Raw genomic sequence first — 25887 nt, forward strand, 5'->3', positions numbered from 1 at the left:
GTCAGCGCGCGCCGGCCACGATGGCAATGCCCCGGATCTGCCCCGCGCCCGGCGCGGACGCCGGCTTCGGATAGCGCGACGGCGCAAAGCGGTGCAGCAACTCGGCCTCCCGCACCTGCGCAGCTTCGAGGTTCGCGAGCTTGACGTGGCCAAAGCCGCGGATCGACATCGGCAGCGCGGCAATGCGCGCTGCCAGCGACTGGTTGTCGGCCGACAGCTCGCCGGCCATCGCATCGAACAACCCGTCGAAGTGCGAGATCAGCTCGCGCTCGGCGCGCCGCTCCCCGGTGCGACCGAAGGGGTCGAACGCGGTGCCGCGCAGGCGCTTGCCGTGTGCGAGCCAGCGCATCGCGGGAAGCATCCAGCTGCCGACGCGGATCTTTGCGGGCGCGCGCCCATGCGATCCACGCGCCACCACGGGCGGCGCCATGTGGAATTCGAGCTTCAGCTCGCCTTCGAATTGCTCCGAGAGCTTCTTCAGGAACGCGCCGTCGGTGTAGAGGCGCGCCACTTCGTACTCGTCCTTGTAGCTCATGAGCTTCAGCAGGCTGCGCGCAGCATTGCGCGTGAACGGCAGGCTCGAGTCACCGCCCTGCAGCGCCGCTTCGCGCGCCTGCAGGCCGCGGATGCGCTTCTCGAAGCGATCGGCCCAGGCGGCGTTCTGGTAGCCGGTCAAATGGCGGCGCGCATCGGCGATCAGCATGTCGAGCGGCCGTTCGTCGGCCTGCGATGACTGCGCATCGGCGGCCGGCGCGGCGCGCAGCTGGTCGAGTGCCGCAGGGTCGCCCGCGGCCAACCGGCCCAGCGAGAACGCCGACTGGTTCGCGGCCACCGCCACGCCGTTGAGTTCGATCGCATGCATCAGCGCTTCCAGGCTCAGCGGCACCAGCCCGCGCTGCCATGCATAGCCGGTCGCGACGATGTTCGCCGCCAGCGTGTCGCCGAGGAACTCTTCCGCCAGGCTCTGCGCATCGAAGGTCTCGACCTGTTCTTCGCCGGCAACGAAGCGCATCTTCTCCAGTAGCAGGTCCACGTGCAGGTCGGCGTCCGGGTTGCGCAGCGACTCGGCCACCGGAATCTCGTGGATGTTCGCGAGCACCCGCGTGCGGCCGTGCCGTACGGTCTGCAGCGCATCGGCCGACGCGCCCACCACCACGTCGCAGGCCAGGATGGCATCGGCCTGCTGCGTGTCGATGCGCACCTGGTGCAGCCGCTCGCGCGAATCGGCCAGCCGCACGAAGCTCAGCACCGAGCCGCCCTTCTGCGCGAAGCCCATGAAGTCGAGCACGCTGGCGGCCTTGCCTTCCAGGTGCGCGGCCATCGCGATCACCGCGCCGACCGTCACCACGCCGGTGCCGCCCACGCCGGTCACGAGCAGGTCGTAGGGCGCGTTCCATGCATGCGCGGCCGGATGCTGCAAGGCCGCCACCCGGTGCAGGAAGGCGTCGCGGCCCGCCGCCAGCGCGCCGCTCTTGCGGCGCAGCTTGCCGCCGGTCACGCCCACGAAGCTGGGGCAGAAGCCCTTGGCGCAGGAATAGTCCTTGTTGCAGCTGGTCTGGTCGATCTTGCGCTTGCGGCCCATTGGCGTTTCGTGCGGCAGCACGGCCACGCAGTTGCTCTGCACGGTGCAGTCGCCGCAGCCTTCGCACACCGCCTCGTTGATGAACAGGCGCTTGGGCGGATCGGCCATCTCGCCCTTCTTGCGGCGGCGGCGCTTCTCGGCGGCGCAGGTCTGTTCGTAGATCAGCACGGTCACGCCCTGCATCTCGCGCAGGCGGCGCTGCACGTCGTCGAGCGCGGCGCGGTCGTGGAACTCGGTGCCCTGCGGAAAGCGGCCCTTGATGTCGTCGTACTTGCCGATGGCGTCGCTCACCACCACCACCTTGCTGACGCCCTCCGACTCCACCTGCCGCGCGATGGCGTCCACGCTGATCACGCCGTCCACCGGCTGGCCGCCGGTCATGGCGACCGCGTCGTTGAACAGGATCTTGTAGGTGAGCGTGGCCTTGGCCGCCACCGCCTGGCGGATCGCGAGGTAGCCCGAGTGGTAGTAGGTGCCGTCGCCCAGGTTCTGGAACACGTGCGGCGTCTTCGTGAACATGGCGTGCGAGATCCAGTCCACGCCCTCGCCGCCCATCTGGATCAGTCCCGCCGTGCTGCGGTCCATCCAGTTGGCCATGAAGTGGCAGCCGATGCCGGCGCGGGCGGTGGAGCCCTCGGGCACTTTGGTGCTGGTGTTGTGCGGGCAGCCCGCGCAGAAGTAAGGCAGGCGCTTCACGGCATCGCTCGCGTTGCCGAGCAGCTCGGGCGGCGTGAAGTCGCGCACATGCTGCAGGTGGTCGCCCAGGTCGCGGTTGTCGGGGAAGTGCACGGCCAGCCAGTGCGCGACCAGCTCGATGAGCCGCGAAGGCCGCAGCTCGCCGAGGGCCGACACCAGCGGCTGCCCCGCGCGGTCGTGCTTGCCCACGAGCACGGGCCGCGCATCGGCGGGCGCGTTGTAGAAGATGTCGCGCAGCTGCGTCTCGACCACGGCGCCCTTCTCCTCGACGATGAGGATCTCTTCGAGCCCCTTGGCAAAGGCCTTGATACGCGTCTGCTCGACGGGAAAGCTCAGGCCGATCTTGTAGAGCCGCACGCCTGCGCGCGCGAGCTGCTCCGGCGAGAGTTCGAGCCGGCGCAGCACTTCCATCAGGTCGTGGTGCGCCTTGCCGCAGGTGACGATGCCCACCTTGGCGTGCTCGCTCACGATCACGTCGCGGTCGATGCTGTTGCGCCTGGTGAAGGCGGCCACGGCCGCGAGCTTGTCTTCGAGCCGCGATTCGATGCGCAGCGACGGCAGGTCGGGCCAGCGGTAGTGCAGGCCGTCGGCCGGCGCCTGATGGCCGGTGGCGGCGCGCACGGTGTCGGCGTCTTCCCAGGCCTGCACGCGCGCGTTGACCACGTCCAGGTCCACGGTGCCGGCGCTCTCGACCACTTCCGACAGCGCCGCCATGCCGACCCACGCGCCCGAATAGCGCGACAGTTCGTAGCCATAGAGCCCGAACTCCAGGTACTCGGCCACGCACGAGGGCTGCATGACCGGCATGCGCCAGGCCATGAAGGCATGGTCGCTCTGGTGCGGCATCGACGACGACACGCAGCCGTGGTCGTCGCCTGCCACCACCAGCACGCCGCCGTGCGGCGACGAGCCATAGGCGTTGCCGTGCTTGAGCGCGTCGCCCGCGCGGTCCACGCCCGGGCCCTTGCCGTACCACATGGCGAACACGCCGTCGACGGTGCGCTCGGGGTCGGACTCGACGCGCTGCGTGCCCAGCACCTGCGTGGCCGCGAGCTCTTCGTTCACCGCCGGCACGAAACGGATGCCGGTCTCCTTGAAGCGCTCGCCCGCCTTCCAGATGGCCTGGTCGACCATGCCCAGCGGCGAGCCGCGGTAGCCGCTGACGAAGCCCTGGGTATGCAGGCCGCGCGCGGCGTCGCGCCAGCCCTGCATCACCAGCACGCGGATCAGCGCCTGGGTGCCGGTGATGAAGACCGAGCCCGAGGGGGCCCAGAGGTTGTCGGAAAGCTGGTAGCCGGGCCGTCTGAGTGCGGTCGCGTTGTGTGGGGCGTTCATGCCCGGAATTGTTCTGCGCCCCCCTGCGGAAGTGCTTCTTCAATGCACTAGCACAGACCCTTGTTTGGAGAAGAATCCTCTCGAAACAAGCCAATAACTGTGTTTTTTACTTCCCGGACGACAAGTTTTCATTGGCGGCGTTCGTCGGCCGCCTTGAGTTCGAGGTAGGTCGCGCGATCCACCTCATGCAACTGCCTGGGGTATTTCTCGTTGGCGGCATACCAGGCGCTGCGGCGGCCGGTCGCATCGGGCGCGGCAAGAAATGCCTCCACGGCGAGGAAGTAGCGCATGGCATTGCGTTCGAGCAGGCCGTGCGTGCCCCGGATGTAGTCGGTCTCGCCGTCGGGCGTCTTTCCCGCGACGGTGAACCCGACCTTGGAATGGCCGAATGTCGCCAGGTAGGCCTGCATGGCCGCCGCCGTCAACACGCTCTCGTCGTAGGCGTACGAGAAATGCAGGAAGCTGTGCGTCGCGTCGACCGGCACCGCCTCGAACACGATGCGGTAGTTGCTGGTGCCCAGGGGCCCCCGCGCCGCATCGAGCGTCAGCAGCATGTGCCGCGGCGAAGCCTCGGACACGCGGAAGTCGAAGGCCAGCTGAAAGGCGCTGTCGACCGGCCGGTCGTACTTTCGCACCACGCTCAGCAAGATCACGGGTGCGCCGGATCCGTTCGATGCAACGCTGCATGCGCGGTTGTTGATATGCAGCAGCATGGCGCCGCACCACGCCTCGGGCTTGCCGAGCGAGGCGGAAATGGTCGCCATCGGATGGTCGACGATGGCATACACCTCGCCCTGAAGCCCGTGCGCCGTGTCGCTCGCGTGCAGCAGCACCGGGCGCTTCAGCGGCGAACGGTCCAGTTGCTCTCGCAGTATGAGAAGCCTGGCCGACAACGCATCTGCATCGGATGCATGCGCCACGGGAGCCGCGAGCACCGCGGCAAGAATCAGCGCCATAGCGGCGGCACCGCGCAGGAAGAGGTTGTGCAAGGCATGCATGTTTCCGCAGTGTCGGGGCCCATGACTTAAGAAGCACTTAACCCCGTCCTCAACCTCCATCGAATAGCACGCGCACCGTCAGCCCGGTGCCGCCCGGGCCGTCGTGCAGCGAGACGCTCGCGCCATTGCGCCTGCCCAGGGCCTTGACGATGGCCAGTCCGAGCCCGCTGCCCGACGGGTCGCCCTCGCGCACATGTTCGCCGGCGCCTCGGTAGAAGCGGTCGAACACGCGCTCCCGCTCGGCCATCGCGATACCGGGGCCGTCGTCGCCGACCCACAGCATCGGCAGGCCGTCGTCGGCCAACGACGCGCCGACGTCGACCCGGCCGCCGGCCGGCACGTAGTGCAACGCATTGCGCACCAGGTTGTTGAGCACCACCTGCAACTCGTGCGGGTCCGCGTCGACGCTCGCCTTCGAACGCGCCTCGGCGCCCAGGTCGATCCGCCGCAGCGACGCGGTACGGGCGAACGCCGACACGGTATCGAGCACCAGCCGGTCGAGGTCGACCGGCTCGCGCTGCAGGCCCCGTTCCTCGATGGCGTCGGGCGCGGCGCGCGAAAGCTGCAGAAGCTGTTCGACCAGCCGCTGCAGCCGGTCCATGCCCTCGCGCGCATCGCTCAGCGCGGCCGCACGCTCCGATGCATCGCGCGCCTGCTCGAACAGATCGATCTGCAGCCGCACCGCGGTCACGGGGGAGCGCAACTCGTGCGCCGCGTCGGCAATGAACTGCTGCTGCGTGGTGAATGCGTCGGCAACCCGTTTCATCAGTCCGTTGAACGCGCCCACCAGGGGACGCAGCTCGCCGGGCATCTCGGCGCCGTCGATCGGCTCCAGCGTCAGCGCGCTGCGTTGCGCGATCTGCGCCGTGGCCTCGCCGAGCGGCACCAGCCCGCGGCGCAGCGCGATCACCAGCAGCGCCGCGATCAGCAGCGCGAGCAGCAGCAGCGGCACGAGCAGCTTGGAGGCGGCTTCGACCGCCATCTGCTGGCGCGCCGCCGTGCGCTGCGCGGCCAGCACCACGAAGCGTTCGTCGACCACCGTGAAGCCGCGCCATTCGACGCCGTCCAGCATCAGCCGGCGCGCGCCGGGCTCCGGCAGAAAGGGAAATGCATAGGCGCTGTCGGGGCCGTCCAAGGCGCTGCCGTCGCGCCGCCAGACGCGCGTGACCAGGTCGCCCTGGTCGGGCCCGGGCTCGCCGGGCGGCCGCGCGGGCGTCACCGCCAGCAACTGGCCGCTCGCGTGAAAGCGCGCCACCGAAGTCGCGACCTCGCGCAGGTTGGCGTCGAGCACTTCGTTCATCTCGTCGAGCACGAACACATAGCTCACGAGCACCAGCAGGACCGAGCCGAACGCGAGCGCGCCCAGCGTCCATTGCAGCAGTCCGCGTCTGAGCGAGCGCAAGGTCAGTCCGCGACGCGGTAGCCCACGCCGCGCACGTTGACGATGGCCGAGGCGCCGAGCTTCTTGCGCAGGTAGTGCAGGTGCACCTCGACCGCATTGCTGCCGACCTCCTCGCCCCAGCCGTACATCGATTCCTCGAGCTTCTCTTTCGACAGCACGGTCCCCGGGCGCTGCATCAATGTTTCGAGCAGCGCGAACTCGCGCGCCGACAGCGACACCGGCGCGCCGGCCTGCGTGACGGTGCGGCGCAGCGGATCGAGCACCAGGTCGCCGGCCACCAGCTGCGACGAACCGCTGCCCGCGCGGCGCCGGATCAGCGCACGCGCGCGCGCCACGAGTTCGTCCATGTCGAAGGGCTTGACCAGGTAGTCGTCGGCACCGGCATTGAGGCCGGCGATGCGCGCGGCGACCGCGTCGCGCGCGGTCACCACGAGCACCGGCAGGTGGTTGCCCTGGCGCCGCATGCTCTCCAGCAGCGCCATGCCGTCCTTCACGGGCAGCCCCAGGTCGAGCACGGCGAGGTCGTAGGCCGCGTCGCGCAACGCGAGCTCCGCGGCCGCGCCGTCGTGCACCCAGTCGACCGCGAAGCCGGCATTGAGCAGCCCCTGGCGCACCGCCTTGCCGATCATGGGGTCGTCCTCGACGAGTAGCAGACGCATGGGTGATGAAGCCTCAGTCCAGGTGCAACAAGCGGAGCGCCGCGCGCTCGCATGCATCGTAGCGCGCCCAGAGCGGTTTGCTCCATGCTTCCAGCGCGGGCCGCAGCACCAGCGCCAGCCCGGCACCGGCCGCCGCGACCGGCAGCGCGCCCACCACGTCGAGCGGAAAGTGCACGCCCAGATAGACCCGCGCCCAGCCCGTCAGCAGCCCCGCCCCCAGCAGCGGGAACACCAGCCAGGAACCGCGCGCCGTGCCCAGGGCCGCGAAGGCCAGGCTCCACAGCAGCGTGACATGGTCGCTCGGCAGGCCCGGATCGTCGGCATGCGCGAGGTACTGGTGCCCCAGGTGCAGGGCGAACGGTCGCGGCGTCGGCAATGCCAGGCCCACGAGTTGCGCGATGCCGAGGGCCAGCGCGGCGGCCACGGCAACGTGCACGAGGTCCTGCCGCACCGCTCGGCCGCCGCGCACCCAGAGCACGAGCCAGGCCACCGGCACGACCAGCACGAGCCACTGCGCCACGACGTGCGCGAGCGCCAGCGTGGTCCAGGCGGGTTGCGCGCCGGCGTTGATCAACTCGAAGAGATGGATGTTGTCGAAGTTCATGCAGGGGCCGCATGTTCGCGGCGCGTCACTTAACGCGGACTTAAGCCCCTCGAATCCCTGCGCGACGCGGCACCTTAAGGCTTCGATAAGTCGCGGACGGGGAAGCTGCGGGCACGACGGATCGACATGACAGCCTCTTCACATCACCCCCACCTTCCCCGCACACCGCTGCTCGCCGCGCTCGCGTTGAGCGTGGCGCTCGGCGGCTGCGCCACCTATCGCGGCGCGCCGCTGCCCGATGCGCCCTCGTTTCCGGCGACCGTGCCCCAGGCACGCCTGGACGGCATCGACGGCGCGCTGCCAATGCTTGCAGCGCGGCCGTTCGACGCGACCGACGGGCTCGACTTCGACGAGGTCGCCACGCTCGCGGTGGTCAACAACCCCGACCTGCGCATCGCGCGCAGCGCGGCCAGCGTGTCGGCCGCGCAGGCTTTTGCCGCGCGGCTGCTGCCCGACCCGCAAGTCAGCCTCACGCGGGACTTTCCCGACGTGACGGGCGCCGGCATCACGAGCGCCTTTGTCGCGGGGGCAAGTTACGCCATCAATGCGCTGATCACGCACGCGGCCACCGCGGAGGCCGCCAGCGCCGACGCCCGGCAAGTGCGCGGCAACCTGCTGTGGCAGGAATGGCAGGTGATCGCGCAGGCGCGGCTGCTGTTCGTGCGACTCGATGCCGCACACCAGCGGCACGACCTGCTCGAGCGCACTCGCGCGCTCATGGCCGACCGCTACCGCCGTACCGCCGAGGCGCTCGCGGCCGGCCTGCTCACCGCCGACGCGGTGACGCCTCACCTTGCGGCCTTGCAGGATGTCGAACGCCAACTGCACGACCTCGAGCGCCAGACCAACCAGGCCGACAGCGACCTGCATGCCCTGCTGGGCCTCTCGCCCGACACCGCGCTGCGCCTGCAGGGCCGAGCGTCGCTGCCCGCGTTCGACACCGAATCGGTGCGCGCCCATGCCGACGGCCGGCTCGCCGCGCGCCCCGACATCGCGGCGCTGCGCGAGGGCTATGCCGCGCAGGACGCACGCCTGCGCGTGGCGCTGCTCGGCCAGTTCCCCGCACTCACGCTCGGCGTGCAACGCTCGCGCGACACCAGCAACACCTTCACGCGCGGCTTCGGCATCACGCTGGGCCTGCCGATCTTGAACGGCAACCGAGGAGAGATCGCCGTGCAGAACGCAACGCGCGACAAGCTGCGCGCCGAATACCAGCAGCGCCTGAACGCGGGCGTGACCGACATCGCGCGCATCACCGCCGAGCAGGCGATCAGCCTTCGCCAGCTTGCCGACGTCGAAGCCGCCATCGTTCAACTCGAAGGCGGCGTGCGGCGGGTGCGCTCGGCATGGCAGGCAGGCAACGCGGACGCGCTCGCACTCGCGAGCGCCGAGACCGCGCTGCTCGCGAAACAAGGCGAACGCATCGATGCGATGCAGGCCATCCAGGAGCAGCGCGTCGGCCTGCTCACGCTTACCGGCGGCTACGAGCCCGCCTCCAAGGAACACGCATGAAGAAGAATCGATTTTCCCGCCGGGTCACTGCCGCCGCCGTGGCGGCCGGCGTGCTGCTCGCGGGCGGCGCGGCGCTGATGCTCAAGACCGGCGCCGCGGGCAAGACCGCCGCCAGCCAGCCCGCGCAGGACGTGGTGGCCAGCATCGCGTCCGTTGCCGCCGTTCGCACCCGCGTGCCTGTCAGCGTGACGGCATGGGGGGACGTCGCGCCGGCCCAGTCCGAGTCGATGAGCCTTCCGCGCGCGGGCCAACTGGTGGCGTTGCCGGTGGTGGTGGGCCAGCGCGTTCGCAAGGGCGCGGTGCTGGCTCGCGTGGCTGGCGATCCGGCCTCGGAGACCGGCTACCTCGGCGCGCAGAACGCATTGAGGCTCGCGCAGGGCGAGAGCCAGCGCGTGCAGGCGCTTTTCAAGCTGCAGCTGGCGACAGTGTCGCAGGTCGAGGCCGCCCGCAAGACCGAGCAGGACGCCCAAGCCGCGCTCGACGCGCTGCGCAAGACCGGCGCGGGTGCCGGCGAAACGGCCGTGACGGCGCCCTTCGACGGCGTGGTGATGAGCATCGGCGCGGCGCTTGGCGACCGGCTCGCGGCCAACGCGCCGATCCTTCAGCTCGGGCGCGTCGACATGCTGCGCGTCAACCTCGGTATCGAACCGGTGCGGCGCGCGGCGGTGCACGTCGGCGACGACGTCAGCCTGACGGCCCTGCCCTCCCGAACGGGCGACGGCAACCCGGCCCAGGCACAGGTGGCGCAGGGCCGCGTCGCGAGCCTGCAGGACCTGGTCGATCCGAAGACCCAGCTGGTCAACGCCGTGGTGCAGGTGCCCGCCGCGTCGGCGGGTTCGCTGGTGCTCGGCATGCGCGTGCAGGCCGGTATTTCCACCGGCAGCGTCGACGGCTGGCTGGTGCCGCGCCTGGCGGTGCTCAACGACGACCAGGGCGACTACATCTACCAGGTGCGCGACGGCATGGCGCATCGCGTGAGCGTTCAGCCGCGCGCCGAGGTGCACGGGCAGGTTGCCGTCGACGGCGCCATCGACGCGGCGCTGCCCGTCGTGTCGGTCGGCAACTACGAGCTCAAGGAAGGCATGAAGGTCCGGGAGGGTGCCAAGTGAAGGCGGCGGCATGGCTGTCCGCGCATCGCCGTTCCGTGCTGTTCCTGGTGGCGCTGCTGGCGCTGGCCGGCGCGCTCGCCGCGTTCAGGCTGCCGGTGTCGCTTTTTCCGACGGTGCAGTTCCCGCGGGTGTCGCTGTCGCTGGACGCCGGTGACCAGCCCGCGAACCAGATGGAGCTGCAGGTCACGCGGCCGGTCGAGGAAGCGGTGCGCAGCATCGCCGGCGTGACCAACGTGCGCTCGACCACCAGCCGCGGCAGCGCCGAGGTTTCCGTGAGCTTCGACTGGGGCACCGACATGGCGGCCGCCACGCTGCAGGTCAACGCGGCGGTGGCGCAGATCCAGGCGCAGTTGCCGCCCGGCACGCGCGTCGCGGCGCGGCGCATGGACCCGACGGTGTTCCCCATCATTGCCTACAGCCTGACCTCCGCGAGCCTGTCGCCGACCGCGCTGCGCGACCTTGCGAGCTACCAGCTGCGGCCGCTGCTGTCGGGCATAGCGGGCGTGGCCACGGTGCAGGTGCAGGGCGGCGCGTCGGAAGAGGTGCGCGTCACGGCCGATCCACGCCGGCTGCAGGCTTACGGGCTGTCGATGGACGACCTGTCCAAGGCGCTCGCGGCCGGCAACTCGCTGAGCGCCACCGGCCGCCTGGAAGACCACTACAAGCTCTACCTGGTGCTGGCCGACACGCGGCTGGCCGGCGTCGAAGACGTGCGCCAGACCGTGGTGGCCAACGGCGCCAATGGCGTGGTGCGCATCGGCGACGTGGCCAGCGTCGCGCGATCGACCACGCCCGAGTGGCAGCGCGTGACGGCCGACGGGCGGGATGCGGTGCTGCTGTCGATCCGGCAGCAGCCGGGCAGCAACAGCGTGCAGATCGCGGCCGACGTCAAGGCCGCGCTCGACGGCTTCGCGCCCCAGTTGCCGAAAGACGTGCATGTGGCCAACTGGTACGACCAGAGCGAACTGGTGACGGCTTCGGCCAGCAGCGTGCGCGATGCCATTCTGATCGGCGTGGTGCTCGCCGCGCTGGTGCTGGTGGTCTTCCTGCGCAACCTGCGCGTGACCGCCATCGCCGTGGTGGTGGTGCCTGCCGTGCTGGCCATCACCATCGTCGTCCTGCAATTGCTGGGCATGAGCTTCAACATCATGACGCTGGGCGGCATGGCGGCGGCCGTGGGACTGGTGATCGACGACGCGATCGTGATGATCGAGCACATCGAGCGCCGGTTGGCCGAAACGGCCGACTCCAGTGGGGGCGCCGCGGGCGCGCGCCTGGGCGTGGTCGACGCCGCGATGGAATTCCTGCGCCCGCTCGCGGGCTCGAGCGCGGCCACGCTGGTGATCTTCGCGCCGCTCGCGTTTTTGTCGGGGGTGACGGGCGCGTTCTTCAAGGCGCTGTCGCTCACGATGGCCTCGGCGCTGGCGATCTCGTTCCTCGTCACCTGGCTGGCAGTGCCGCTGCTTGCGCACTTCCTGCTCGGCAGGCAGCACAGGCCGGCGCGGGACGACCGCGTCACGCGCTGGTTCAAGCTGCGCTATCGGCATTGGCTCGTGCGCTGCATCGCTCGGCCCTGGGTGCTCGTCGTGTGCGTGGCGCTGCTGCTCGGCGCGGGCGGCTTCGCTTTCAGGCAGGTGGGCACTGGCTTCATGCCGTCGATGGACGAAGGCGGCTTCATCCTCGACTACCGCACGCCGCCGGGCACGGCGCTGTCGGAAACCGACCGGCTGCTGCGGCAGGTGGAGGCCATCGTGCGCGCCACGCCCGAAGTGCAAACCTACTCCCGCCGCACCGCCACCGGCCTGGGCGGGGGGCTCAGCGAGACCAACCAGGGCGACTTCTTCATCCGCCTCAAGCCGGGCAGGCGGCGGCCGGTGCAGGAAGTGATGCAGGACGTGCGCAACCGCGTCGAACACCAGGTGCCGGGCGTCAACGTGGAGCTCGCGCAGTTGATGGAAGACCTGATCGGCGACCTGACGGCGGTGCCCCAGCCGGTCGAAGTGAAGCTGTTCGCGGCCGACCCGAAGCTGCTGCCGGGCGCGGCCGAGCAGGTGGCGCAGCGTATCGCCAAGGTGCCCGGGCTGGTCGAGGTGCGCTCGGGCATCAATCCGGCCGGTGACGCCATCGCGGTGCACGTGGACCGGGTCGCCGCGGCGGTCGAAGGGCTCGACCCCGACCAGGTGACGCGGGCGCTGCAGACGGCGCTGGCAGGCTCGGTCGCCACCTCGTATGCGCAGGAGACCAAGATCGTCGGCGTGCGGGTCTGGACGCCGGCGGGCAGCCGGGCGACGCAGGCGCAGCTCGACGACCTGCCGCTGCGCGCGCCCGACGGCCACCTGGTGCCGCTGCGCCGGATCGCCACCTTCGAAACACTGAGCGGGCAGCCGCAGATCACGCGCGAAAACCTCAAGTCGATGATCGCCGTCACGGGCCGCATCGAGGGGCGCGACCTGGGGTCGGTGGTGCAGGACGTCAAGCAGACGCTCGCGGCCGGCGGCGCCTTGCCCGGCGGCGTCTACTACGAGCTCGGCGGTCTCTACCAGCAACAGCAGATCGCGTTCAAGGGCCTCATGACCGTGTTCGCGGCGGCGGCGGCGCTGGTGTTCCTGCTGCTGCTGTTCCTTTACGAGAGCTTCGCCGTGGCGGCTTCGATCCTGTGCACCTCGCTGCTGTCGGTGTCGGCCGTCTTCATCGGGCTCTGGCTCACGGGCATCGAGCTCAACATCTCGGCCATGATGGGCATGACCATGATCATCGGCATCGTGACCGAGGTGGCGGTGTTCTATTTCTCCGAGCAGCGGCAGCGCCACCGCCCGGGCCGCGACCTGCGCCGCAGCCTGGTGGGCGCCGGCCAGTTCCGCGCGAGGCCGATCGCCATGACGACGCTCGCCGCCATCCTCACGCTGCTGCCGCTGGCACTTGCCATCGGCGCGGGCTCGGAAATGCAGCAGCCACTTGCCGTGGCGATCATCTCGGGGCTGGTGGTGCAGTTGCCGCTGGTGCTTTTCTTCATGCCGACGCTGTATGCGTGGATCGAAAAAGCGCGATAGGCGCGGATACCCCTGATTCGTTCGGCGACACACTGCGGAAGCGCTTCTTCAATACACTAGCTTCGCCGCTTGTTTGAAGAACAATCTTCTCGAAAATCGCCATGAACGTTGGTTCTGTTTCCCTTGATGAGCATTGCCTCAAGATTCTTTCTGCCCTGCAGCATGACGGCCGGCAGACCGTGCAGCAGATTTCCGAGACCATCGGGCTGTCGCCCACGCCCTGCTGGAAGCGCATCAAGGACATGGAGGCCGCCGGCGTCATTCGCGGCTACACCACGCTGGTCGACCCGGAGCAGGTCGGCCTGCATGTGTCGGCCGTGGCCGAGGTGAACCTCGACCGCCACAGCGAAGCGATGGTGCAGCGCTTCGAAGAGGCGGTGGCCGCGAGCCCGCAGATCATCCGCTGCGTGTCGGCCACCGGGCCGGCGGACTACATCCTCAACGTGACCGTGCCCGACATGAAGCACTACGAACGCTTCCTGCACGAGGTGCTGTTCAGCCTGCCCGGCGTGACGCATGTGCGCTCGAGCATCGTTCTGCGCGAGATCAAGTCCGAAACCGCGCTGCCGCTGGACCACCTGCTGCCGGGCACGCCAGGCAAGCCGCGCGCCACGGGCTCGCGCAGAAGCTAGACGCCGCCCAAGGGTATCGGCGTGGCGTGCCGGCGGCCGTGTGGAGAATGACCGCATCCCTCGCCCCGACCGCGTCTCGACCATGCCCCTGCCCAAGCCCCTCCTGCTGCAACGCGCCTATCTCCTGCTCATCGCCGTGCTGGTGTTCGTCGGCTGCTGGGTCGCGCCCATCGACGCTCCCGCGCGCGCCCAGGTCAACGACGGTCTCAAGCGCGCGCTGACCACCTTTGCGGCGGCGCGCGCGCTGGGCGCGGTGGTGTCGGTGGCACAGGGCACGCAGGTCGACGCGACACCGGGCGGCGTGGGCGTGAGCTTCGCGCCGGGGCAGGCGCTGAAACCGCTGAACGAGCTCATCGAGCAATTCGCGGCGGTGATGCTGGCGGCCAGCGTGTCTTTCGGCATCCAGCTGGTGCTGCTGAACATCGGCGCGCATCACCTGATGTCTTACTTGGTGTGCGGCGTGGCGCTGGCGTGGATCGCGTGGCGCTGGCGGCGCGGCAGTTCGCCGCGCTGGCTGCAGTCGGCGCTGATCGGCCTTCTGCTGGTGCGCTTCGCGGTGCCGCTGGCGGCGGTGGCAAACGAAGGCCTCTACCGCGCCTTCATGGCCAACGACTACCAGGCCGCGCTGTCGGGCATCGAGCAGTCGCCGGCCGCCGTGGTCGACGCCACCAAGGAAGCCCCGGCGGCGCAGGAGGGCTGGCGCGACCGCATCGAGCGCTGGCTGCCCAAGCTGCCCGACCTGAAGGCCACCTACGAACAGATCCTGAAGTCTGCCTCCGACTGGGCCGAGCGCATCGTGAAGCTCATCGCCCTCTTCGTGCTGCAGACCATCGTGCTGCCGCTGGTGTTCCTGTTCGCGGCATGGCGGCTCGCGCGGGCCGCGATACGCGAGCCGGTGCGCAAGTAAGGCTGCATCGCCCGGCTGGCTTCGACTTCAGCCGCGCAGTTCCGCCATCGGCCGGCGTGGCACCAGCACAGTGAACGCGCACCCGCGGCCGCCCGGCCCATGCGCCAGCTCGACGGTGCCGCCCATGCGCTGGCAGGCCTGCCGCGCAATGGCCAGGCCCAGGCCCGTGCCCTGCGTCGACGTGCCGGCGCCGCGATGGAAGCGCTCGAACACCAGCGCATGCTCCTCGCGCGGAATACCCGGCCCGTTGTCGACCACCGACAGCAGCAGCCCGTCCGCCGATTGCCGCAGCGTCACGACGATCTGGCCGCCCGCGTCGACATATTTCAGGGCGTTGTCGAGCAGGTTGCGCAACACCGATTCGAACAGCGGCACCGGCAGATCGAAAGCCAGGCTGTCGGGCGACTCCAGCACCAGCTCCAGCCGCCGCGCATCGGCGTCCTTCGAGGCTTGCGCAAGGTGATGCCGCATCAGTTCGGCAACATCGATGCGCTGAACGGCGGGGCGCTCGCCACCGTCCATGGTCGCAAGCTCCAGCAGTTGCTGGATCAGGTGCGAGCCGCGCGCGATGGCATGCGTGAGATGCCGGGCTGCCTCTTCACGCTCGCGCGGATCGGAAGACCGCGCCAGCACATGGGCCTGCGCGCCGATCACCGCGAGCGGCGTACGCAACTCGTGCGCCGCGTCGTTGACGAAGGAGCGCTCGCGCTCCACCTTGCCGCGCAACTGCGCGAGCAGCCCCTCGATCGCCTTCACCAGCGGCACCAGCTCCGCATGGCGCGGCTCGAAGCCCAGCGGCGACAGGTCTTCCGCGCTGCGCGTGTCGATGCGCTCTCCGAGCACGCGCAACGGCTTCAGGCCCTGGGCGGCGGCAATCCACACCGGCGCCAGCACGAACGGAAACGCGATCAGGAAGGGCATGAAGATCGAGCTGCCGATGAACATCAGCACCCAGGAAAGCCCGCCGTTCGGCTCGGCCACCCACACCGTCCATCGCTCGCTGCGCCCTTCGTACAGCCAGTAGCGCTGGTTCTCGACCACCGCGTCGACCATGCGGTCGGGCTCGCCGCGCAAGGTCCGCCCCGCGATGCCGGGCGACTCGTACAGCAGCTTTCCTTCGCGGTTCCGAAGCATGAAGACCACGTCGCCCGGCAGATCGGCCTCGGCAACGCGCATGGCGTTGATCTGCCGCGCCAGCGCGTCGATCACCGCCGCGGCCACGTCCTCGCGCTGGATCTCGGCGAGCGTGGTGTTGAGTTCACGGCCCACCCGCACCACACCCGAGTCGGTGTGCATGGTCAGCCGGAAACTCACGTACAGATAGACGACCACCGCGAGCCATGCCAGCGTGAAGGCGAGCAGCAGCGACAGCGCCACGCGCCGAACCAGGCTGCGGCGAAGCAGCCAGTTCATGACGCGAGCATGTAGCCGACGCCGCGCACGGTCTTGATACGCTCGGCGCCGATCTTGCGGCGCAGGTTGGACACATGCACCTCGATCGCGCCGAAGTCCACCGGCTCGCCCAGCGGGTCGAGGCGCTGCGACAGCGAGCCCTTCGGTATCACGGCACCGGGCTCGCGCGCCAGCTCCAGCAGCAGCTGGAACTCGCGTGGCGACAGGTCGAGCGCGGCACCGGCGAGTCTCACCACATGGCTGCGCGGCTCGATGTCCAGTTCACCGAACGACCACACGTCGCTCGCCTGATGGGCATAGCGCCGGCGCACGGCGTGGATGCGCGCCACCAGCTCGGGCGTGGCGAATGGCTTCACCACGTAGTCGTCCGCACCGCCGTCGAGCCCGGCCAGGCGGTCCTCGAGCGCCGAACGCGCGGTAATGACCACGATGGGCACCGTCACGCCCGCACGGCGCCAGCGCGACAGCAACTGCAGGCCCGAGCCGTCGGGCAGGCTCACGTCGAGCAGCACGCAGCCGCAGGCGTCGCCTTCGAAAGAGCGCGGCGCGTCGGCAATGCGGCGCAGCCACTCGATGCTGAAACCCTCGGCCTTCAGGGCCTGCGAGAGGGCGCGACCGAGGTCCAGGTCGTCTTCGATGAGCAACAGATGCATGGCCGGATTGTCCGGCCGGAACCTTAAGCATCGCCAAAGGTTGGCTGTCGAACAATGCGGCCTCTTCCCGTTCTTTCCTCTCACCTGTACCTTCAGTTCCCGCCATGCCGAAAGCATGGCAAGCACGCACGGAGTCGCAAGCTGTGACGACATTCTTCGCTGACACCCGGCGCCGGGCACTCCCGGCAATGTTCGCGGCCGCCGCGCTCGTTTCGGGCTGCGGCAAGGACGACAGTGCACCGGCCGTGACGCACGGGCTGGCCACGGCGGTGGCCGGCCACGTCACGCCGGCGGGCGACGAACTGGGAACGGAAGGGCCCGAGGCCTCGGGCGGCAAGCTGCTCTTTGCCATCGCCGCCGATGCCAAGGCCATGACGGCGGTGATCGCCGCCCGGCTGATCGAGCGCGGCCTGATTCGCTGGGACACGCGCCTCGCCGAGGCCCTGCCGGAACTGCGGCGCGACATGCTGCCGGCCTACCGCAACGCGACGCTCGAAGACCTGCTGGCCCACCGCGCCGGCGTGGCGCCCTTCACCACCGAAGGCGAGTTGCGCCGCTTCGTGAGCCTGCTGCCCGCGCAACCCGAAGCTCGGCTTTCCACCGACACCGGGCGCCGCCTGTTTTTCGCCCACTGGCTGCTCGGCCAGCCACCCGCGGCCGACGCCGGCTTCCTGTATTCCAACGCGGGCTACGCACTGGCAGCCGTGATGCTCGAGCGCGCGAGCGGCAAGGACTACCGGGCGCTCTTCGAGCAGGAAGTGGCACGCCCGCTGGGTATCGCCGGAGCGTGGCGCCAACCTGGCGCCGCCGATGCAACGGGTGCCGGCAGCCTCGCGCTCTGGCGTGACGCGATCACGCCGGCCAGCCTGTTCGCCACCACCCCATCGACCTATGCCGGCTGGCTGCGCTGGCACCTGCGCGCACTGCAAGGCGACAGCACACCCCTGCCCGCGGGTTACGTGCACCGCCTGCGCGATCTGGCGCCGGGCGGCTACGCGCTCGGCTGGACCGGTGCGATGCGCAACGGACGCCCCGTTCTGCGGCATGCGCGCGGCACCGAACGGGTGATGGCCGGCGCACAGGCCGACGCGGTGATCGACGCAGCGGGCCAGAGCGCGAACTTCGCGCTGGCCCGCATCACGCAGGCCGGCGACGCGGGCGAAAGCGGCTCGCGCGCCTCCGCCCTGCTGGACCGCCTGCTGGCGAGCCGCGACAGCGAAACGCCCGCCGCCGCAGCGGCCGGGTCCACCGTGCCATTCCTCGCGCAATGGCGCTGCCGCCTCGCCGGCTGCAGCCTGGTGATGCGGCTGCGCCGCAGCGGGCTGCTGCGCGCGCTGCTCCGATAGGCCGTGCGGGCCTGCGGCACGGCCAGCAAGAAGCCGTAGCAAACTGTGGCCTGCCAAAGCCACCAAGGAGCCCCGTGATGCGCATCCGAGAACTCGCCACCGGCCTGCAGTTTCCCGAAGGCCCGATCGCCATGGACGACGGCTCCGTGCTGCTGGTGGAGATTGCCCGCGGCACGCTCACGCGCGTGCGCGCCGACGGGCTGGTGCAGGTGGTGGCCGACCTGGGCGGCGGCCCGAACGGCGCGGCCATCGGGCCCGACGGCGCGGTCTATGTGTGCAACAACGGCGGCTTCGCATGGCACACAGAAGCCGACGGGTGCCTGCGGCCCGTGGGCCAGGCCGGCAACTACTCGGGCGGGCGCATCGAGCGGGTGAACCTCGCCACCGGCCGCGCCGAACGGCTGTACGACGCGGTGGAAGGCGGCGCGCTGTGCGGCCCCAACGACATCGTGTTCGACGCGCACGGTGGCTTCTACTTCACCGACCTGGGCAAGGTGCGCGAGCGCGACATGGACCGCGGCGGCCTGTTCTACGGCCATGCCGATGGCGCGGCGGCCAGTGTGATCGCGCGGCCGGTGATGACGCCCAACGGCATCGCGCTGTCGCCGGACGGCGGCACGCTCTACTACGCCGAGACCGAAGGCGCGCGCGTCTGGGCCTTCGACATCGCGGCGCCGGGCAGCGTCCGAAAGGACGGCTGGCCGTCGCCTCATGGCGGCCGCATGCTCTGTGCGTCACCCGGCGGCCACTACCAGCGCTTCGATTCGATGGCGGTCGATGCGCTCGGCAATCTCTGCGTGGCCACGCTGATGCATGGCGGCATCAGCATCGTGCCGCCCGATGGCGGCGCGGTCACGCATGTGCCCCTGCCCGACCGCTTCACCACCAACATCTGCTTCGGCGGACGCGAGCGGCGCACGGCGTACGTCACGCTGTCGGGCAGCGGGCGGCTGATTGCCATCGACGACTGGCCCACGCCCGGCCTGAAGCTGAACTACGAGGCCTGAGCGGCTCGATCGCTCAATCTCGCGTGAACCGCTGCACGCGCTTTCCGTTGTCGACCTCGCCCGCATAGAGGTTGCCGCGCGAGTCGATCGCCAGGTCGTGCACCCAATGGAACTCGCCCGCGTAGCGTCCCGGCCGGCCGAGCGTGCCCGCCACCGCGCCTGTCTCGCGGTCGAGCGTCAGCACCTGGTTGTTGCGGCCATCGGCCATGAAGATCCACTGCTGCCGCGGATCGCGCGAAAGCACCATGTCCCACACCGAGCCGTTGCCCGCCGTCGCGGGCTCGACCATGAACTCCTTGACGAAGCGGCCGTCCTTGCGGAAGACCTGCACGCGGTTGTTCAGGCGGTCGCACACATAGAGCAGCCCGTCGCGCGCCATGCGCACGCAGTGCACGGGCGTGCCGAACTGCTGCAGCTGGGCCTGCGTGGGCGGCAGCGTCCGGCGCCCCTGCGGCGGCTCGGCGTCGCTGGGCGGGCGGCCGTAGGCGCCCCAGTGGCGCTTGTAGGCGCCGGTGTCGGCATCGAACACGATGACGCGGCGGTTCTGGTAGCCGTCGGCCACGTACACCTCGTTGGCGGCCGCATCGACCTCCACGCCGGCGGCCTTGCCCAGTCGCGTGGTGTCGCCGTTGCCTGTTTGCGGGCCGATCTTGCCGATCTGCATCACGAACTTGCCGTCGCGCGTGAACTTGAGCACCTGGCCGTCGTTGTCGCCATTGCCGGTGATCCACACGAAGCCCTTGGCATCGACATGGATGCCGTGCTCGTTGCCCGGCCAGTCGTAGCCTGCACCGGGGCCGCCCCAGGAGCGCAGCAGCCGGCCGGCCGTGTCGAACTCGAGCACGGGCGGCGCGGGCAGGCAGCACTTCGATTGCGGCGGATTCTGGGCGGCGCCGGCCTCGTCTTCCGACAGGCTGCGCGGACGCTGCAGCACCCAGATGTGGTCTTCGGCATCGACCGCCACGCCGCTGACCTGGCCGAGGATCCAGCGGTTGGGCAGCGGCCGGGGCCATGACGCGTCGACGCGGAACGTGGGCGCGGCCCCTACGGCCGCCGTGGGAGGTGGCGCCTGCGGCCCGGATGCAGCGCAAGCCGCAAGGAGCAGCGCGGTTGCCGCGCCGGTGATCGCAAGGCACAGGCCTCGCGCGGGAACGAATGCGATGGGCTTCATCTGTCCTGTCTCCTTTGATTCCGAATTCAAAAGACCGCGGACAGCGCCCTGTCGCGCGCGAGCTAAGACACGACCTGATAGTAGAGGTTCTGCGGGTGCCTGGCCTGCGCAAAGAAGAACCAGCGCTCGGCCAAAAGGCCCGGCGCCTGCACCAGCACCGCGAGCAGCCAGGGCCACGCGGATGCGCTGAAGATGCCCCACAGCACCATCAGCGCGGGCAACGCGAAGGCCAGCAGCAGGAAGCCGATTTTCATGTTCCCGAGCGCCGCGAGCGACACCCCATGAAAGAACTCCCGTGTGTTGAACGACCCGGCCGACATGCCCATCGACTTCTGCACCAGCTTCTGCGTGCGGATGCCGGTGGCCGACTGCAGCGTCGACTTGTGGCGCAGGCGTGCATTGCGTCGCAACGCGCCTCCACGCGCCGCCCATGCGGCCAGCGTGGCGACCAGCGCCCAAGGCCCGAATACCTGCACGAAGCGCGCCTCGCCGCTCGCGGCCGCCATCGCGCAGGCCAGCACCAGCCCCGACGACAACCCGATCAGCGTGAAGTTGACGATGGTCAGCGGATGCGCCCATTCCTCGATGAAGCGCAGGCAGGCGTAGATCATCGCGGTGCAATACCAGAGCAGCATCGCGCCGTACAGCACCAGCAGCGGCAGCAGCCATGACCACGGCGCGCCGATGCCCAGCCGCAGCGACAGCCACCACAGCGCCACCAGCGCGATGAACACCGGCAGCACGATGACCTCGCGCGACATCCACGAGGTGCGCCACATCAGCACCGCGCGCCACGCGCGCGTCTTGCGGCCCAGGTGCATGAAGGACGCGGCGAGGCCGGCCACCAGCAGCACCTCGGCCACGCCCAGCGCAATGCCGAGGAAGCCCGGCGCGAGGTCGAGCCCGAACAGCACCGCCAGCGCCAGCGCGAACACCAGCCCCTGCGCGGCACCGGCCAGCGTGGTGAAGAAAAGAATGGAGAACGCGGGATGCATGCGGCTATTCCTCCGAAGCCGTCGACTGCCTGATGTGCCTGGGCAGGTACTGGTTGGCCGGGCTGGTTTCCCATTCGGGCATCAGCTGGTAGCCGCCTCGTTCGCGGATGGCCTTCGACACCTCGGAGTCCGGGTCCTTCACGTCGCCGAAGATGCGCGCGCCGGTCGGGCAGGCCTTCACGCAGGCCGGCTTGCGGTCTTCCTTGGGCAACTGCTCGTCGTAGATGCGGTCCACGCACAGCGTGCACTTGGTCATGACCTGGCGCTCCTCGTCGAGTTCGCGAGCGCCGTAGGGGCAGGCCCATGCGCAGTATTTGCAGCCGATGCACTTGTCGTAGTCGACCAGCACGATGCCGTCTTCCTTGCGCTTGTAGCTCGCGCCCGTGGGGCACACCGGCACGCACGGCGGGTCTTCGCAGTGCAGGCAGCTCTTTGGGAAGTGGATGGTCTCGGTGACGGGAAAGGCGCCGGCCTCGTAGGTCTGCACGCGGTTGAAGAAGGTGCCGGTGGGATTGGCGGCATAGGGGCGCTCATCGGCCAGCGGGCCGGCGCTGCCGGAGGTGTTCCATTGCTTGCAGGACGTGACGCAGGCGTGGCAGCCGACGCAGACGTTGAGGTCGATGACGAGGGCGAGTTGCTTGGCGAGTGTTTCGCCTTGTGCGGCGCGCTGGGTTGCAGTACTCCCTCTCCCGCTTGCGGGAGAGGGTCGGGGTGAGGGTGCAACGGCCTTCATCACGCCAAGGCTTCCAATTCCAGCGCCGCTCCCCTCACCCCAGCCCTCTCCCGCAAGCGGGAGAGGGGGCAATACCGGAGCCGGGGACAGCAGATCCTTGAGCCACTGCATCATTTCTTCCCCCTCCCCGCAAAATACGTCAACACACTCGCCGCCTTCCCCAGCACACCCGGTACCACCGGCATGCTCTCGATCTGCGGATAGCTTTCTTCAGGCTCGCCGGGTTCCGCCGGCCGTATGCGCACCCGCACGTCGTACCAGCCGGCCTGCCCGGTGATCGGGTCGGAGTTGCTGATGGTGCCGCTCGCCGTGCCTTCGCAGGGCAGCTCCTCGCTGATCAGGTGGTTCAGCAGGAAGCCCTTGCGCGCCTCGTCCGCGCCCGGCGCCAGTTGCCAGGCGCCGTCCGCCTTGCCGATGGCGTTCCAGGTCCACACGGTGCCGGGCTCCACAGCCTCGCTGTAGCGCAGCATGCAGCGCACCTGGCCCCAGCGGCTCTCGACCCAGCACCAGCCGCCGTCGGCAATGCCCGCCGCCTGCGCGGTCAGCGGGTTCACGTGCAGGTAGTTGTGGCTGTGGATCTGCCGCAGCCAGGCGTTCTGCGAATCCCACGAGTGATACATCGCCATCGGCCGCTGCGTGAGCGCGTTGAGCGGAAACGCCTCGAGGTCGGTCGCGGCTTCTTCCAGCGGCGGATACCAGAACGGCAGCGGATCGAAGTACTTGTCGATGCGCTCGCGCAGCGCCTCGGGCGGCTGGCGCCCCGGGCTCTTGCCCTGCGCCGCGAGCCTGAAGCTCTGCAGCGTGTCGGAGTACAGCGCCAGCTGCACCGGGTCGTTGCGCTGGCGCCAGCCCTTGTCCTTGGCAAAGTCCAGGTACTCCCGGTTCCAGTTGCGCATGTAGTGCATGGTCTCGGGCATGTGGTACTGGAAGACGCAGTTGTTCTGGGCATAGGCCTCCCATTGCTTCGGGTTTGGCGCGCCGCGCAGGTGCTCGGTGCCGTCCTTGCCGCGCCAGCCCATGAGAAAACCGATGCCCGGCTGCGGCTCGAAGTTGACGACGAAGTCCGGGTAGCCCGTGTACTTGCGCCCGCCCTCCGGCGTGGTGAAGGCCGGAAACTTCAGCCGCGAAGCCAGCTCGATCAGCACCTCCTGGAACGGGCGGCACTCGCCCGTCGGCGGCACCACCGGCACGCGCACCGAATCGACCGGCCCGTCGAACTCCGAGATCGGCCGGTCGAGCATGCCCATCACGTCGTGCCGTTCGAGATACGTGGTGTCGGGCAGCACCAGGTCGGCAAAGGCCACGGTCTCGCTCTGGAAGGCGTCGCACACCACCAGGAAGGGAATCATGTGCTCGCCCTTGTCGTCCTTGCGGTTGAGCATCTCGCGCACGGCCATGGTGTTCATGCTCGAATTCCAGGCCATGTTGGCCATGAAGATCAGCAGCGTGTCGATGCGGTAAGGGTCGCCCTTCACCGCGTTGGTGATCACGTTGTGCATGAGCCCGTGCGCCGACAGCGGGTGCTCCCACGAGAACGCATGGTCGATGCGGATCGGCGAGCCGTCGGGGTTGATGGCCAGCTCGTCCGGGCTGGCCGGAAAACCCAGCGGCGCCGCGTTGAGCGGCGTGTTCGGCTGGATCATCCCGGGGTCGTTGAAGGCCCGGTAGTTGGGCACGATGTGGCGCGGATACGGCGCCTTGTGCCGGAAGCCGCCCGGCGCGTCGATGGTGCCCAGCACGCTCATCAGCACCGCCAGCGCGCGCACCGTCTGGAAGCCGTTGGAGTGCGCCGCCAGCCCGCGCATCGCATGAAAGGCCACCGGCCGCGCCTGCGTGCTCTCATGCTTCTTGCCCCAGGCGTCGGTCCACGGAATCGGCAGCTCGAAGGCCTGCTTCAGCGCCGTCTCGCCCATCTCGCGCGCCAGCTTGCGGATGCGCGCGGCGTCGATGCCGGTGATGGCCTGTGCCCACTCGGGCGTGCAACTGGCCACGCGCTCGCGCAGCAGCTGGAACGACGGCGCCACGCGCGTGCCGTCGGCCAGCGTGTAGTGGCCTTCGAGCGCCGGGTCGCAGCCCTCGGCAATGCCTTCGGGGTAAGCGTTTTTCACGCTGCCGCTGGCCTTGTCCCACACCAGCTTGTTGTGCGGGTTGCGGCCGTCGCCGGGCGGGCCGCGCTGCGGGTCGGGGTCGAAGGCGAACAGGCCCTGGCGCTCGCAGTCGTCGAGCACCACGAGCTGCGGCGCGTTGGTGAAGCGTTTGAGGAAGGCATGGTCTACCAGGTCGCTTGCGATCAGCTCGTGCAGCAGCGCCATGAACAGCGCGCCGTCCGTTCCCGGCTTGATGGGAATCCACTCGTCGGCAATCGCCGAATAGCCGGTGCGCACCGGATTGATCGAGATGAAGCGCCCGCCCGCGCGCTTGAACTTGCTGATGGCGATCTTCATCGGGTTGCTGTGATGGTCTTCGGCCGTGCCGATCATCACGAACAGCTTGGCGCGCTCCAGGTCCGGCCCGCCGAATTCCCAGAAGCTGCCGCCGATGGTGTAGATCATTCCCGCGGCCATGTTGACCGAGCAGAAGCCGCCGTGCGCCGCATAGTTGGGCGTGCCGAACTGCCGCGCGAACAGGCCCGTGAGCGCCTGCATCTGGTCCCGCCCGGTGAACAGCGCGAACTTCTTCGGGTCGGTGGCGCGGATCTTCGCGAGGCGCTCGGTGAGCAGTTCGTAGGCGCGCTCCCAGCTGATGGGCTCGAACTCGGCCGCCCCGCGCTCGCTGCCGGCCTTGCGCAGGAGCGGCTGCGTGATGCGCGCGGGCGACACCTGCTTCATGATCCCCGACGAGCCCTTGGCGCAGATCACGCCCTGGTTCAGCGGATGGTCCGGGTTGCCGTCGATGTAGCGCACCTGCGGGCCCTTCTCGCCCTCGCGCAGATGCACGCGGATGCCGCATCGGCAGGCGCACATGTAGCAGGTGGTGGTCTTGACCGTGGTGTCGGCGGTGGGCGTGGGCGCCGACAGCGGGTCGTGCACGGGCTCGCGGGACAGGAAACTGAACACTGTCGGTCCTTTGTTTTCAAGCGTGGCACGGCCGATGTTAGGCATCCCCCATCAAGCGGAAAAGCGCAGAATATCTCTCACCATGACCGGAAAAACAGATCAGTCCTCCGCGCAGCGCCTGCGCCTGAACCTGCGCCAGCTGGTGGTTTTCGTGGCCACCGCGCGCGGCGGCAGCACGCGCGCGGCGGCGGACCGCATCGCGCGTTCGCAGTCGGCCGCGAGCAGCGCGCTGGCCGACCTGGAAACCTCGGTCGGCGTGCTGCTGTTCGACCGCATCGGCCGCCGGCTGGTACTCAACGAGAACGGCCGCGCCCTGCTGCCCAAGGCGCAGGCGCTGCTCGACCAGGCGGGCGAGGTGCAGGCCCTCTTCAGTGCCGAGCACGCGGCGCCGCTGCGCGTGGCGGCGAGCTTCACCATCGGCGAATACCTGCTGCCCGAGCGCGTTTCGCAATGGACCGCATTGCACCCGCAGAGCCAGGTGCGGCTGCACATCGCCAACACGCGCGACGTGATCGAGGCGGTGGCGGGCTTCGATGTCGACGTGGGTTTCATCGAGGGCCCACAGACCCACCCCGACCTGGTGGTGCGCGCGTGGCGCAGCGACGAACTGGTGATCGTGGCCGCGCCGGGCCATGCGCTCGCGGGCCGCGTGGCCACGCACAAGCAGTTGTCGCAAGCCACCTGGGTGCTGCGCGAGCACGGCTCGGGCACGCGGCAGGTCACCGATGCCTGGCTGATCCAGAACCTCGAGCAGGTGAACGTGGGCTTCGAACTGGGCAGCACCGAGGCGATCAAGCGCGTTGTGGCATCGGGCACCGGCCTGGCCTGCCTGTCGCGCTACACGGTGGCGCAGGCGCTGGAAGACGGGCATCTGGTCGAACTGCGCACGCGGCTGCCTGCAGGCGTACGCAAGCTGGCGACGGTGATGCACCGCGACAAGCTGCTGGGCGGCGCCACCGCCGACTTCCTGCGCCACTGCGGCGCGACCGTTCCGCGCACGGCCACCGCTGCGGCCGCGCGCTGAGCG

The 25887-nt window shown here is 69.5% G+C and carries 19 protein-coding genes; 8 read left to right on the top strand and 11 right to left on the bottom strand.

What is annotated here, in order from left to right; genetic code table 11:
• Position 1: 1 nt before the first annotated feature.
• From L3V85_RS25655 to L3V85_RS25675, 5 genes are all read right to left on the bottom strand, one after another.
• Positions 2-3613, bottom strand: coding sequence for an indolepyruvate ferredoxin oxidoreductase family protein (locus L3V85_RS25655; protein ID WP_237675489.1), 3612 nt, complete (start codon positions 3611-3613; stop codon positions 2-4).
• 128 nt (positions 3614-3741) lie between these two features.
• The gene (locus tag L3V85_RS25660; RefSeq protein WP_237675490.1) at positions 3742-4611 is read right to left on the bottom strand and encodes a hypothetical protein; all 870 of its coding nucleotides are present in this window, start codon (positions 4609-4611) and stop codon (positions 3742-3744) included.
• Positions 4612-4660: 49 nt separating this feature from the next.
• On the bottom strand, positions 4661-6013 hold the full coding sequence (locus L3V85_RS25665) for an ATP-binding protein (RefSeq protein ID WP_237675491.1): 1353 nt from the start codon (positions 6011-6013) through the stop codon (positions 4661-4663).
• A 2-nt stretch (positions 6014-6015) separates the two neighbouring features.
• Positions 6016-6672, bottom strand: coding sequence for a response regulator (locus tag L3V85_RS25670; RefSeq protein WP_237675492.1), 657 nt, complete (start codon positions 6670-6672; stop codon positions 6016-6018).
• A 13-nt stretch (positions 6673-6685) separates the two neighbouring features.
• Positions 6686-7276 (bottom strand): phosphatase PAP2 family protein, encoded by a 591-nt coding sequence (locus L3V85_RS25675; RefSeq protein WP_237675493.1) that lies wholly within the window; start codon positions 7274-7276, stop codon positions 6686-6688.
• A 126-nt stretch (positions 7277-7402) separates the two neighbouring features.
• On the opposite strand from L3V85_RS25675, the gene L3V85_RS25680 reads away from it, so the two are divergent.
• The 5 genes from L3V85_RS25680 (at position 7403) to L3V85_RS25700 (ending at position 14486) form a co-directional block, all read left to right on the top strand.
• On the top strand, positions 7403-8788 hold the full coding sequence (locus tag L3V85_RS25680; RefSeq protein ID WP_237675494.1) for a TolC family protein: 1386 nt from the start codon (positions 7403-7405) through the stop codon (positions 8786-8788).
• Positions 8785-9897 (top strand): efflux RND transporter periplasmic adaptor subunit, encoded by a 1113-nt coding sequence (locus tag L3V85_RS25685; protein WP_237675495.1) that lies wholly within the window; start codon positions 8785-8787, stop codon positions 9895-9897. Before L3V85_RS25680 ends, L3V85_RS25685 begins: the two co-directional genes overlap by 4 nt.
• Entirely contained in the window at positions 9894-12947 is a 3054-nt protein-coding gene (locus tag L3V85_RS25690; protein WP_237675496.1) for an efflux RND transporter permease subunit, read from the top strand. Before L3V85_RS25685 ends, L3V85_RS25690 begins: the two co-directional genes overlap by 4 nt.
• 101 nt (positions 12948-13048) lie before the next feature.
• Positions 13049-13579, top strand: a complete 531-nt coding sequence (locus L3V85_RS25695) for an Lrp/AsnC family transcriptional regulator (RefSeq protein WP_237675497.1) — start codon at positions 13049-13051, stop codon at positions 13577-13579.
• Positions 13580-13661: 82 nt separating this feature from the next.
• The gene (locus L3V85_RS25700) at positions 13662-14486 is read left to right on the top strand and encodes a hypothetical protein (protein WP_237675498.1); all 825 of its coding nucleotides are present in this window, start codon (positions 13662-13664) and stop codon (positions 14484-14486) included.
• Positions 14487-14513: 27 nt separating this feature from the next.
• Here L3V85_RS25700 and L3V85_RS25705 read toward each other — a convergent pair whose 3' ends face one another.
• Both L3V85_RS25705 and L3V85_RS25710 read right to left on the bottom strand, forming a co-directional pair.
• A complete protein-coding gene (locus L3V85_RS25705; protein WP_237675499.1) occupies positions 14514-15899 on the bottom strand; it encodes a HAMP domain-containing sensor histidine kinase in 1386 nt (461 codons plus the stop codon).
• The gene (locus tag L3V85_RS25710; RefSeq protein ID WP_237675500.1) at positions 15896-16552 is read right to left on the bottom strand and encodes a response regulator; all 657 of its coding nucleotides are present in this window, start codon (positions 16550-16552) and stop codon (positions 15896-15898) included. The genes L3V85_RS25705 and L3V85_RS25710 overlap by 4 nt, the downstream gene beginning before the upstream one ends.
• 143 nt (positions 16553-16695) lie before the next feature.
• Between L3V85_RS25710 and L3V85_RS25715 the strand changes: the two genes are divergently transcribed.
• Together L3V85_RS25715 and L3V85_RS25720 are read left to right on the top strand one after the other, a co-directional pair.
• Positions 16696-17898 carry a serine hydrolase domain-containing protein gene (locus tag L3V85_RS25715; protein ID WP_237675501.1) on the top strand — a complete coding sequence of 401 codons (1203 nt, stop codon included), beginning with the start codon at positions 16696-16698 and terminating at the stop codon, positions 17896-17898.
• A gap of 77 nt (positions 17899-17975) precedes the next feature.
• Positions 17976-18905, top strand: coding sequence for an SMP-30/gluconolactonase/LRE family protein (locus tag L3V85_RS25720; RefSeq protein ID WP_237675502.1), 930 nt, complete (start codon positions 17976-17978; stop codon positions 18903-18905).
• A gap of 13 nt (positions 18906-18918) precedes the next feature.
• Here the strand turns inward: L3V85_RS25720 and L3V85_RS25725 are convergent, their stop codons facing one another.
• The 4 genes from L3V85_RS25725 to L3V85_RS25740 all read right to left on the bottom strand — a co-directional run bounded on the left by L3V85_RS25725 (position 18919) and on the right by L3V85_RS25740 (position 24860).
• Positions 18919-20076 (bottom strand): hypothetical protein, encoded by a 1158-nt coding sequence (locus tag L3V85_RS25725; protein WP_237675503.1) that lies wholly within the window; start codon positions 20074-20076, stop codon positions 18919-18921.
• A 62-nt stretch (positions 20077-20138) separates the two neighbouring features.
• Positions 20139-21071, bottom strand: coding sequence for a dimethyl sulfoxide reductase anchor subunit family protein (locus tag L3V85_RS25730; RefSeq protein WP_237675504.1), 933 nt, complete (start codon positions 21069-21071; stop codon positions 20139-20141).
• Between the two features lie 4 nt (positions 21072-21075).
• On the bottom strand, positions 21076-21804 hold the full coding sequence (locus L3V85_RS25735) for a 4Fe-4S dicluster domain-containing protein (protein WP_237675505.1): 729 nt from the start codon (positions 21802-21804) through the stop codon (positions 21076-21078).
• A gap of 110 nt (positions 21805-21914) precedes the next feature.
• Positions 21915-24860 carry a molybdopterin oxidoreductase family protein gene (locus tag L3V85_RS25740; protein ID WP_272934113.1) on the bottom strand — a complete coding sequence of 982 codons (2946 nt, stop codon included), beginning with the start codon at positions 24858-24860 and terminating at the stop codon, positions 21915-21917.
• An 82-nt stretch (positions 24861-24942) separates the two neighbouring features.
• Between L3V85_RS25740 and L3V85_RS25745 the strand changes: the two genes are divergently transcribed.
• Positions 24943-25884 carry a LysR family transcriptional regulator gene (locus L3V85_RS25745; protein WP_237675506.1) on the top strand — a complete coding sequence of 314 codons (942 nt, stop codon included), beginning with the start codon at positions 24943-24945 and terminating at the stop codon, positions 25882-25884.
• The last annotated feature ends 3 nt before the right edge of the window (positions 25885-25887 follow it).

The sequence above is a fragment of the Variovorax paradoxus genome, from assembly GCF_022009635.1.
In the GTDB taxonomy this organism is placed as follows: domain Bacteria; phylum Pseudomonadota; class Gammaproteobacteria; order Burkholderiales; family Burkholderiaceae_C; genus Variovorax.